Below are 12,645 nucleotides of genomic sequence, written 5' to 3'. Positions count from 1 at the left end.
TCCTTCTATCCTCCTACTTTCTCAATCACATACTCTTCTATATTCCTCTCTTTCGAACTTATCTTTATCCCTATCAGATATATCTCTTTCCCTACGTATTTCTCATAATACCTCTTCTCTTTTATCTGTCTTATCCCTTCCCTTGCTCCTTTGTCTATCTTTATCTCAAATATGTATACCTTTCCCCTTTCTTCTATCACTATGTCACTCCTACCTATACTCGTTAATTCCTCTGCTGTCACATTCACTCCCGCTGACGCTATTATCGTGTATATCAATGAATGATAATATCTCTCTTCTCCCCTGTGTAAATTGTATGGTATACTGCTTATTATCCTCTTTATCTCTTCTATTAATCCCTTTATCTCTCCCTTTTCTATCTTCTCATATATCCTATTCTCAATCTCTTCTGTCCCTTCTATCCCATAATTTGCCTCTAATATTAACTTTGAAAAGCTGTTCCTCACTTCTATGTTCGGATAGTCTAATATGTATTTTTCCCTTAATCCTATTTTTTTTACTCCTTTAAACGTCAAATATCCCGCCTGGGCAAAGAATATGTTCGCATTCGCATCTTCTATCTCCCTCGTCGTAAAATCCATTGCACTTACCGGATATTTCACTAGCTCTTCATATGTCACTTTCCTCCCCTTTATGTATTCGTACAAAAACGATGGTGACCCACTCTCAAACCAATAGTTCTTAAATTCTCTCTCTTCAAAAAATCTCAATATCGAAAATGGATTGTATACACTCCTCCTCCCATCAAATGAAAATCCATTGTAGTATTCTTTCAGGTTCTCTATTAACTCTTCTTTCCCCATCCCTATCTCTCTTGCCGTCTCTTCTATGTGTTCTTTGAAATAATACTCTAGCTCCTCTTGTGTGTACCCTAGCATCTGTGAATATTTCTTGTTCAACGATATGTCATTCAAATTGTTTAATGCCGAAAATACCCCTGTCTTTGTAAACTTCGTTATCCCTGTCATAAAAACAAATTTTATGTATTCATCTTTCGATTTTATCGTAACGTAGAAATCCCTTAATATCTCTCTATACCTTTCTGCTTTCTCTTTGTTCGTTACATTGTCTAGTATCGGTTTCTCGTATTCGTCTACCAATATTACTACTTTCTCCCCCTTTTTCTCTGATAATGTAATAATTAGTTCATCAAATGAATACTTGAAATGATTACTTTCAAGGCTTAGATTATATTTCTTTGCTTCCTTTTTAATTATTCTTAGTAACCCTTCTTTTAAATCATTTTCTGTTTCACTAACTACATCTAATAAACTTATTTTTATCACAGGATACTCTTTAAAATCCCACTTGTCGTATATGTATGTTCCTCTGAAAAGTTCTTTCTCCCCTTTGAATATGTAATACAACGTCGATATCGTTAAACTCTTCCCAAACCTCCTTGGTCGTGATAAAAATATTGGTACTTCTGAGCTTATTAGTTCGTATATGTATTTCGTTTTATCTACGTAAACGTAATCCCCCTCTATTATCTTTTTGTAATCCTGTACCCCTATCGGCAGCTTTTTCATTTCTACACCTCCGTAAAGATTATATCACATTGCTCATTTTCAAAGAAAAAAATATGATGTACAATTGTATTGGTGTTCATAAACCAAAAAGAATAGGGTGAAAAAATGATATTTAACATATCGAAAATTAGAACTTACTTTTTTTGTCCAAAGAAATTTTTTTTAGAATCAAAAAATGAAAGTTTTGATAATACATTAAGCTATTTACCTAAAAAGGGGAAAGAGAATATATCTTTGGCGTATGATTTTCTTGGTGTGACTTTAGTTGTAAAAAACGTTGAAATAATAATTGGTGAAAAAATAACAATTATTTCTAGAAGAAGGGGAAAAAGGCTTTATCAGTATCATTACCTTGAGGCTGCTGGATATGCCTATGTTGTTTCAAAATTTACGAATAAGGAAATAGAAGTAATTTTTAAGAGTAACTACTACAACGTAAAAATGCCTTGGGAAAAATACATAAATTCATTTCAAAACGCTATTCAGTATTTTTCCGAAAATAACTATTTTAGACCTAAATTAAACCCTGAATGTAAGTTTTGCAAGTACAGTTTTGAATGTACTAATGAACTTATGGCGTATAGAGATATTTCTTTAATAAGGGGAATTGGAAAGTATAGGCTTGAAAAGCTAAAAGAATACGGTATAAATACATTGGATGATTTGGTTGAAAATCAAAAAAAAGTTAAAGAAATTTTTAAGGGGAAAACAAATAAAATCATTGCACAGGCAAAAGCTTTTTTAGAAAAAAAGGTGATATTGATAAATTCAATATCTAGATTAAGTTCCGGGATATTTCTTGATATAGAAAGCTACAACGATTTTCATTTCCTGTTTGGAGTTCTATATAATGATAGATATATTCCGTTTTTATCCACCAAAAAAAAGGAGGAAAAAATTGCAGTAAAAAATCTATTAAAATTTTTAAAGGAAAAAAATTTACCTGTATATCATTATTATAATTATGAACCTTTGCAAATAAACAAGTTAATAAAAAAATACAAATTAAGAAATCCAAAGTTAGTATTTGTTGATCTGTACACAATTTTTTCCAGAAACATTGCGGTACCAACTATTTCATATTCTTTAAAATCACTGGCAAAATATTTTGGTTTTAACTGGAGAACAACCTTAAATGGAAACAACGTCGTACAAAAGTTTGAAGAATTTTTGCGAACAAAAGATAAATCAATTTTGAAAGAAATTTTGAAATATAATGAGGATGATGTAAGAGCCACAAAGCTTTTATTAGATGTTGTTAACAAAATTTCAAGTTAATTTTTCATTATTTTTTTGCTATTAACAGAGAAATTTTTCAAAAAGTGGAAATAATGATAATTAGCTAGCAAAAATAAATAAGTTTTCATATTCCAAATAATTAACAAATTTTAACTTTCTTAACTTAATCTTTTTTTCACATGTATTGAGATGTAACAAAACATATGCTAACCTTTATAACGAGCAGCGACCCCCTATCCCCCCTTGGAACCAGTTTTCCAAGAAATAGGCCCCAGATATTACATCTGGGGCTTTGTTTTTGTGGTATAATCTTAAAAGGGAGGAATTATATGAGAAATTCTCCGCACAATATAGAGGCCGAACGAGCTGTGATTGGAAGTATTTTAATAAATCCAGAAACAGTGGAAGCGATAGTTCCCATAGTATCTTCCAGGGATTTTTATGATCCAAAAAATGTTGAAATATTCAAGGTCATAGAAGAGCTTTATGATGAGGGCATTCCCATTGATTTGATATCAATTTGTGATAGGTTAAGAACAAAAGGAAAGCTTGAATTTGTCGGTGGGGAACTCTATGTAGCACAACTTGCTGATATTGTTCCTACTTCCGCACATGTTGAAACTTATGCACAAATAGTGCGAGATAAATCAATTTTAAGAGCTTTGATATCAGCGGCTTCTAAAGTAGTGGAAGATGCAACTTCCGATAGAGATGTAGATGATATTTTAGACGATGCAGAAAGGTTAATTTTTGAAATTGCGGAATCTAAAACCTCCAAAACATACCTTCCAATGAATACCATTCTGCACCAAGTTTTTGAAAACATTGAAAGTTTGAGAGAAAAGAACAAATCTGGAACTTTAAAGCCAGTTACAGGAATTCCGACTGGATATACAATATTGGACGAGATGACATCAGGTTTTCATAAATCAGACCTTATTATCCTAGCTGCACGGCCAAGTGTTGGAAAAACTGCTTTTGCACTTAATATTGCCAGGAACATGGCAATTGAGGCAAATATACCTGTGGGTATTTTTAGTTTGGAAATGAGCAAAGAGCAACTTGCTCAAAGATTGTTGGGCATGGAAGCATTCATTGAATTACAGAAAATCAGGAGGGGAAATATTTCAGACGAGGAGTGGCAAAGGCTTTTAGTTGCAACAGATAGGTTATACAAAGCGAATATAATAGTAGATGATGAAGCTAATCTTGATCCAAGGTCATTGAGGGCAAAAGCAAGGAGGATGAAAAAGGAGTACGGAGTTGAGGTTATATTTGTTGATTATTTGCAATTAATGAGTACAAAATCGTATAGGGAAAATAGACAACAAGAAATATCTGAAATTTCCCGTTCTTTAAAGCTTCTTGCAAGGGAATTAAATATAGTGATAGTTGCATTATCACAGCTGTCTCGTGCAGTAGAGCAAAGGGAAGATAAAAGACCGAGATTAAGTGATTTAAGAGAGTCAGGTTCAATTGAGCAGGATGCGGATATGGTGCTATTTTTGTACAGGGAAGAATATTACAAAAAAGAAAAAACAACGGAACCTCATATTACAGAGGTTTTAATAGGAAAACAAAGAAATGGACCAATAGGTACTGTAAAACTTTCTTTTGATCCAAAATACACCGCATTTTACAACATAGATTTAGCACATGGAGGTTAAAATATGAAAGCAATTTATCCTGGATCTTTTGATCCAATAACATACGGTCATTTGGATATTATAAAACGTGCAACAAAGATATTTTCAGAAGTTTATGTGGTAGTTATGGAAAATAAAAGAAAAAATTATACTTTCACACTTGAGGAAAGGATAAAAATGATAGAGGAATGTACAGAAAATATTAAAAATGTAAAAATAGACTATTTTAGAGGTCTTCTTATAGATTATTTAAAAATGCACAAAATAGACGTTATAATAAGAGGTCTAAGGGCAGTTACGGATTTTGAGTATGAACTACAAATGGCTATGGCTAATAAAGAAATGTGTCCTAATGTTGATACAGTTTTTTTGATGACAGATAAAAAATATTCTTTTATATCGTCAAGTTTGGTAAAAGAAGTGGCATATTTTGGTGGAGATATATCAAGATGGGTACCAAAAAGCGTAGAAAGAAAATTACGTAAGAAAGTAAACGGAGTGTGAAAATATGGGGAAATGTCTTTTATCTGTTGCTATGATAGTTAAGAATGAGGAACATAACATAAGGAGATTGTTAGAAAGTATAAAAGATATAGTAGATGAAATTGTTGTTGTTGACACAGGCTCCACAGATAAAACTCCAAAAATAGTTAAAGAGTATACTGATAAACTATATTTTCACCCATGGAAAGGAGATTTTTCAGAGGCAAGAAACAATTCGTTAAGGTACCCCACTTGTGAATGGGTAATAATTCTAGATGCTGATGAAGAAGTAAAAGAAGATTTTAAAGGTATAAGAAGATTTCTGCAAAATCTTCCTGAGGAAATTAATACGGTATATCTTCCTACACTAAGTTACTTAGATTGGGATTTGAAAAAAACAGAAATTGCCACTACGCCTCGGGTTTTTAGAAATGGTACGGTAAAATATAAGAACATTGTACATAACCAAGCGGTATACAAAGGGGAAGTGGTACACGCTCCATTTACTATTTATCATTATGGTTATATTTGGACAAGAAAGTTACGAGAGAAAAAGTATAACAGAACAAGAAATTTAATATTAAGACATCTTGAAAATAAAAATATAAATCCTATTGAAAGAATTTACTATCTTGTGCAGCTTTACAAAACTGAATCAATATCAAAATACAAACACCGAAAGCACGAAGTTGGTTTAAAAACGTTAAACGAAATAAACAAAATACAAAAAATTCCTGCAATTGGTTTGGAATTTCTCTTTTTATTTGGTTTAGATATTTTAAATAAAGGTCTTTTTGAATTTTCGCAAATGATTTTTGAAAGAGCTATAAATGTTTCACCGGATTATCCTGATCCATACTTTGGTTTAATGGCTTTGTATGAGAAAAAAGAAGATTTGGAAAATCAATATAAATATGCAAAACAATTTTTAGAAAAGCTCGAATATGCGGAAAAAAATCCTGAAAAATTTGAATGGACTGTAGTAGGGTTTAAATATAAAGCTGCAGCACATACGATTATGGCAAAGTATAGTATTCTAAAAAGAAATGCGGAAGATTTCAAATATCACATCAAAAATGTGTGTAAAATTGCCCCTAAAACAGGTGAAAATATTAAGAAATTCCTTAAAACAATATTTAAACATTTAAGTGAAGTTGATGATATTAAGTTTCTTAAGGATATAAAATCAACGGTTGAGTTTTTATTAGATTATATGAAAGAAAATAACATTAAAATTGATATTTGGAATGTAATATATCTATTTTTAGATAATAAGATAGTTATAGAGGGAATAGAAGATTTCGTAGAAACACGTTTTCAAAAGTTTGTTATGAAAAGATTGAATGAAAACAAAGATTATCTAATAGATTTTGCCTTTAAAGATTTAGAAGAAGATATAAACTCCATAAAAGAGGTTTTGTTTTTATTCAAACATTTTTCTGAAAATAAAGAAAGGCTTCTTAAAATCCTTGCAAATTTAAGAAAAAAATTCGAAGGGGAGAATCGAGGAATAATATTATCTTTAATAGGTGATACTTATTTAAAGTTAGGAAATTTCAATGCAGCAATATCATCTTACAAGAAAGCCATAGAATTAAACCAATTTATTTCAGTGTTTATAAAGCCGGTTTTAGACGACTTAAAAACAAAACTTGATAAAGAGATTGATGGAACTTTTGAAGAGCTTTTAAATTACTATGGTAAGTTAAAAGAACTTATTTATGAAATGAAAGCAGAGAAAAAGGAGCTTTCCTATTTAAATTTAATATCAGATTCTGATTATGCCAAGTACGTTGCAGCATTGAATACAGAAAATTTAAAAAGAAAAGAAAGATTACTATCCAATATTCAGAATATAAAAGATTTTCCGTTTTATTACTATAGGTTTGCAAAAATATTTGAAGAAAAAGGAAATTACAAAAGGGCTTATTTACTTCACGTGAAAGCCTGTGAGGAAAATCCAAAAATAGGAGATCTTTCATTTGGAAAATATGAATATGATGGATTGTATTTAAATTCCAATCCAAATTTTGGAAGTGAAACAGATGAAATAGTTTGGTGTAAAAATATATCTGAGAGATTTTCTGGTTTTGGAGTAATTAATCCCATTAGAATGTGGAAAAAATCTAAAAAATTCCTTTATGCATATCCGTATCCCACAAATGAATCAATAAAAATTGCAAAAGAAAGAAGGAAAAAATCAGTTAAGAATTGGCCATTTGATATAGATAAAGATTATTTAACTGAGATTATTACTAGATTGAAAGACAAAAAAATTAGGTTTTTGGATGAAAAGGTTCCAAAAAGTCTTTTAGATGAGTTTTCTATATTAGAAGATGAAGAAAGTACTACAATATTTGGGATTACTTTTTTAAACCAATATCCAGATTTGACTATACCATCAAATGTTGAAAAAGGTGCATTTATTTATCTTCAACCTGATTTTGAAGATAAAGATGATATAGTATGGTATAACCCTGAAATTCGTATAATTAAAACAACAAGTCAAATAATAAAAGATTTTGAATTTTTAGGATATAGAGTAGTTGAAATTGTTCCACAGAATTACTTTAGAACAATAATTTTTGAAAGATATTAAAATTTTTCTAAAACAATCCGATAATATAATTGCGGAGTGCCTTGGACATAAAAAAACACACACGGAGGTGGGTAAGGTATGAGGATAAATCATAACATAAGTGCATTAAATGCGTGGAGAAGTATAGGACAAACAAACATGTCCATGTCAAAGACATTAGAAAGACTTTCTTCAGGTCTTAGGATTAATAGAGCAGGAGACGATGCAGCGGGTCTTGCAATAAGTGAAAAGATGAGAGGACAAATTAAGGGTATTAACATGGCAATAAAGAACTCACAAGATGCTATTTCATTGATTCAAACAGCAGAAGGGGCGTTAACAGAAGTACATTCTATTTTACAAAGAATGAGAGAATTAGCAGTTCAAGCATCCTCAGACACAAATACAGATGTTGATAGGAATCAAATTCAAGCAGAACTTGACCAATTAAGAGAAGAAATTGACAGAATTGCAAGAACAACAGAATTTAATACCAAAAAATTGCTTGATGGTAAACTCGAAAGCTTCAGGTCAACGGAAGATATTAAGGTGGTTACAGGTGGTAATATAGCTATAAATGCATCAGCAGCAGGAACAGTAACAGAAGGGACATATATAGTAGAAGTTGGTCAGTTTAATACAGATACAACTTTAGAAGTAAAAGTTACTCTCTTTACAGCAGGTGGATCGAACAGTGTAACAACAACTTATACAAATGGGGAAGCGACAATTGGTGGAGTAAGTATTACTTGGGATACTACGGTTTTTGATGTTAATTTTGCCGATTTTGGAGGGGCATTACCAAGTGGAGAAGTAGTAGATAGTGCGGTAGCAAGGGTTGAAGCGATAAATACAGCGGCAAATCAATTGATATTCCAAATAGGTTCAAACGAAGGACATAATATGCTTACAGGAATAGATGATATGAGTGCAGGGGCATTAGGAATAACAACAACATCACTTGATGTAACGACACAAGATGCGGCAGAAAGGGCAATAATGGTAGTAGACGCAGCGATTCACAAAGTAAGTTCACAAAGGGCAGCACTTGGTGCGGTACAAAACAGGTTGGAACACACAATATCGAACTTAGGAGTAGCGGCAGAGAACTTGACAGCAGCAGAAAGCCGTGTAAGAGATGCAGACATGGCAAAAGAGATGATGGAGTTTACAAAGCAGCAAATACTCTTACAAAGCAGTATGGGGATGCTTGCACAGGCTAATGCGCAACCACAAAATGTATTACAACTCTTGAGATAATAAAGTGGGCCAAAACGGCCCACTTTATTAATTTAATGCAACCTATTTTAATCTTAATAGCTTTAAAATATAATCTTCAAATTCCTGAACAAAATTTTTATATTCTAAATAATTTTTATCAATTTTTCGTTTTGATTGTATAAAATTTTTAAATTCTTCATCCATGATTATTCTTTTTGCAAATTCATAAAATCCATGATAATCGCCCAAATGTGGAAAAATTTTGAATGCGTCATGATAAAACATTGCCGGCAGATAGTTTACTCGTGTTTCAATTGTTTTTTTTCTGGGATCAAGATCTTTAATGAATGTTATTATAGGTAATTCCGCATAATATGCTTCATTAAACGATATTCCTCCACCATTAGGGGCAGAGTTTATATAATAATCGCAACTTTTTAAATAAGATCTTGCATTTAAATCTGGACCTAATAATGCTATTTTCCCGCTTTCAATGTATGATTTCGGAATTAATTCTTTAAAATAATTATCATATTTTGGACCAAAGAATACAAACGTAATATCTTCTATTTCATCTGCAAGTTTTTTTATTACCTCCCAATATTTTTTGTTTTTATATTTTATAGGCCTACCTATTGAAATTATCACTTTGTTTTTTCGAGGAATTTTCAATTGTTTTTTAATATCTAAATTTTTATTAATAATATTCGAATCTACAGGTGGTAATCTAAAGAATATATTTTTTGTTGGAATATTTGGCTCATTTAAACCTGTATAAACAAAATCCAATTTTTTATCAAAATATGGTTCAATATCCTGAGTTATGTGTCTCCCTATTAATTTTGCTGTTTGTTTCAATAATGGATATATTAATATTCCATATGGTGAAAAATAAAAAGAATGGAAAAACGCAATATCTGGATTAATCTTTGAGATATATTCATAATACTGCTTTAAGCGGTATTCCATTTTTTCAGTTGGTTCTGGTATAAAGTAATCAATTTTGTGCTTTTCTAGTATTTTTCTTGCAAAATCAGCATTGTTAAAAGACTTTTCATCCAATAAACTCAAAACATGGTATTCTATATTTTCTCTTGGACTATTAACTATGCTTTCAAAAACAAATCTAAATAAAATTTGAAAATAATCTAATCCATTTAATATATATAAAAAGTGTATTTTATCTTTATCATTATTTTTTGTTTTTGTATTATTAAAATATACTTTATAGAATTTATCGAAATATTCCCAACCTATATTCTCCAAATATTTGAAAGGTTCTTCTGACAAATACTCAAATCTGGAATAACTTTCCATTCTATAATATAAATTTCTCAAAAAATAATCAATTTTATTTTTTAATTCTAACTTTCCGTTAATTAATAGATATTCAACAAGTTTTATATACTTCTCTATCTCGTTTTTATTTAAATAATAATTTAGAAGATATTCATTGTTTTTTAAATAATCCGGTCTACTAATAAGTTTTTTTTGAATAACCTTTATATTTTTCCTTTCTTTATTCAAAGTGTTTATCAAATTTTTTATTCTTAAAATTTCCTTTTTAAAATCATAATTTTTCTCAACGAAAGTTCTATACTTTCTTGAATCATAGTCTTCTTCTAGAATTATATCAACGGCTTCGTCAATTGTATTGAAAATCAATTCGTTAGGCCATTGCTTTTTACTACCAAAATAATTATGTATCACAGGTTTAATACCCATTGCCATACTTTCAATAATGTTAAGTGGGTGGCCTTCATGAATGCTTGTAGATAGTATATAATTCTTATCTTCCAACCACTCATTGATATCCTCTATAAACCCATAAAAAATAATGTTATTTTCTAAACCCATTTCTTTTATCATATGTTGGAAATATATCATATATCTTAATTCTAAATGCTCACCAGCTATATGCAATTTATACTTAGAATCGATTTCAACAAGTTTTTTTATTATTTGTAGCATCATCGATGGGTTTTTTTTATGAGATATATTTGCTACTACACCAATATTAAAACCTTTATTTTTTTCAGAAAATTTTGTGTTTTCTAAATTTATTCCATTGTTTATAATATCAATATCAACAATATTTTCTATATTTGGAATGTGAATTTTTAGAATATCTTTAATATGTTCTGATACAAATATTAATTTATCTATATTTTTCCAATTAATTTTTTTTGGATAATCTCCTAAAGCCTCATAACTATGTAATCTGATAATTGCTGGTTTGTTTGATAATCCCTCAAAATTGCTTCCTAAAATAGCAACGTTGTTTGCCCACTCAAACCATATTATATCTCCCCAGTCTATGGCTTTATATATTTCTAACTTATCACTTATAACAAATTTTCTACTCCAATACTCATCTGATAAGGCTACAATAATATCATCTATAAAATTATCTAAACCATCTAAACAAATGAATGCTATTTTCTTCTTGTTTTTAGCATTTTTTATTTTGTATTTAAATATCTCTAGTTTTTCTTTCAGGTTTTTAAGATACTCTGATGGAGCATTTTTCAAAGCAGCTTCTAAAGAAAGAATAGCTTTATCAAAATCTCCCTCTACTAACCATAAATCTGCTAACATATCATTGATAGCCCAATTGTTTTTATCTTTTTTATAATATTTCAGTGCTACTTTTTTTAACTTTTTCCAATTTTTTTTTCTGTAGTATATATTAGCTAGATTGAAAAGAACATCTAAGTCGTATGGTTCATCTTTCAACATATTTTTTAATATATATAAAGCTTTATTATGTTTTCCATTATAATAGAAATCTAATACTAAATTTAACTTCTCAGTTTTACTTTTATTTTTCAACTCTTCATACCATTTCAAATTCATAAAAAGTCCTCCTCTTTTCCTTTTTTCTTAAATATTTAAATGTTCATTTTATAACCTTTTTCATCCAGTCTATATTTTCTAAATACCATTCTATTGTCAGCTCTATCCCTTCATCAAACATTATTTCTGGTTCCCATCCAAGTTCCTCTTTTATCTTTGTTGGATCTATTCCATACCTTCTATCATGCCCTGGCCTGTCTTTGACATGTCTTATCAATCCTTCGTTTATCTCTTTATCTCCTGTTTTTTTCCTTAATATCTCTATTATCTTTTTTACTATGTATATGTTTTCTTTTTCATTATGCCCTCCTATGTTATATACTTCTCCAACTTTCCCTTTCTCATATACCATGTCTATTGCTCTACAATGGTCTTTTACATACAACCAGTCTCTTATTTGTCTCCCATCTCCATATACTGGAAGTTCTTTGTGATTTAACGTGTTCCATATCATTAATGGTATCAATTTCTCTGGAAATTGATATGGCCCATAGTTATTCGAACATCTTGTTATGTTTATTGGCATTTTATATGTATCATGGTATGCTTTTACAATTAAATCTGCTGATGCTTTGCTTGCTGAATATGGACTGTGCGGGTCAAGTGGTGTCTTCTCTGTAAAGTAACCTGTTGGCCCAAGTGAACCATATACTTCATCTGTTGATACTTGTAAAAATTTCTTTCCTTCTTTCCATTTTCCATCTCTATACCAATATTTTTTTGCTACATCAAGAAGTGTCTGTGTCCCAAGTATATTTGTCTTTAAAAATATCTGTGGATCATATATTGACCTATCAACATGACTTTCTGCTGCAAAATTTATTACTCCATCTATTTCATATTCTTCAAATATGTATTCCAACAATTCTTTGTTGTTTATATCGCCTTTTATAAACTTAAATCTTTTTCTTTGCTCAACTGTTAATTTTCCAAGGTTTTCAAGATTTCCTGCATAAGTAAGTTTGTCAAGTCCTACTATTTTTCTATCTTTGTATTTTTCAAGGTAGTAATATACAAAATTACTCCCTATAAATCCTGCACAACCTGTGACTAATAATGTCATTATTACCTC

8 protein-coding genes are annotated in these 12,645 nt (G+C 30.2%); 5 read left to right on the top strand and 3 right to left on the bottom strand.

Annotated elements, in window-relative coordinates; translation table 11 throughout:
• Positions 1-5: 5 nt before the first annotated feature.
• Positions 6-1,550: an ATP-binding protein gene (locus TMEL_RS02705; protein ID WP_012056747.1), complete on the bottom strand. Its 1,545-nt coding sequence runs from the start codon at positions 1,548-1,550 to the stop codon at positions 6-8.
• Between the two features lie 105 nt (positions 1,551-1,655).
• Between TMEL_RS02705 and TMEL_RS02700 the strand changes: the two genes are divergently transcribed.
• From TMEL_RS02700 to TMEL_RS02680, 5 genes are all read left to right on the top strand, one after another.
• A complete protein-coding gene (locus TMEL_RS02700; protein ID WP_012056746.1) occupies positions 1,656-2,828 on the top strand; it encodes a TM0106 family RecB-like putative nuclease in 1,173 nt (390 codons plus the stop codon).
• 290 nt (positions 2,829-3,118) lie between these two features.
• The gene (gene dnaB / locus TMEL_RS02695; protein WP_012056745.1) at positions 3,119-4,456 is read left to right on the top strand and encodes a replicative DNA helicase; all 1,338 of its coding nucleotides are present in this window, start codon (positions 3,119-3,121) and stop codon (positions 4,454-4,456) included.
• 3 nt (positions 4,457-4,459) lie between these two features.
• The gene (gene coaD, locus TMEL_RS02690) at positions 4,460-4,939 is read left to right on the top strand and encodes a pantetheine-phosphate adenylyltransferase (protein ID WP_012056744.1); all 480 of its coding nucleotides are present in this window, start codon (positions 4,460-4,462) and stop codon (positions 4,937-4,939) included.
• A gap of 4 nt (positions 4,940-4,943) precedes the next feature.
• Complete coding sequence (locus TMEL_RS02685; RefSeq protein WP_012056743.1) at positions 4,944-7,517, top strand: glycosyltransferase; 2,574 nt, start codon at positions 4,944-4,946, stop codon at positions 7,515-7,517.
• A 78-nt stretch (positions 7,518-7,595) separates the two neighbouring features.
• The gene (locus TMEL_RS02680) at positions 7,596-8,756 is read left to right on the top strand and encodes a flagellin N-terminal helical domain-containing protein (RefSeq protein WP_012056742.1); all 1,161 of its coding nucleotides are present in this window, start codon (positions 7,596-7,598) and stop codon (positions 8,754-8,756) included.
• Between the two features lie 42 nt (positions 8,757-8,798).
• Here the strand turns inward: TMEL_RS02680 and TMEL_RS09905 are convergent, their stop codons facing one another.
• Positions 8,799-11,573: a glycosyltransferase gene (locus TMEL_RS09905; protein WP_012056741.1), complete on the bottom strand. Its 2,775-nt coding sequence runs from the start codon at positions 11,571-11,573 to the stop codon at positions 8,799-8,801.
• 43 nt (positions 11,574-11,616) lie between these two features.
• The gene (rfbB, locus tag TMEL_RS02670; protein WP_012056740.1) at positions 11,617-12,636 is read right to left on the bottom strand and encodes a dTDP-glucose 4,6-dehydratase; all 1,020 of its coding nucleotides are present in this window, start codon (positions 12,634-12,636) and stop codon (positions 11,617-11,619) included.
• Between the last annotated feature and the right edge of the window lie 9 nt (positions 12,637-12,645).

The organism is Thermosipho melanesiensis BI429 (assembly GCF_000016905.1).
Classification (GTDB): Bacteria; Thermotogota; Thermotogae; order Thermotogales; family Fervidobacteriaceae; genus Thermosipho; species Thermosipho melanesiensis.
Note: the sequence above shows the minus strand (reverse complement) of the source record. Positions and strands in the feature narration are given on the sequence as shown.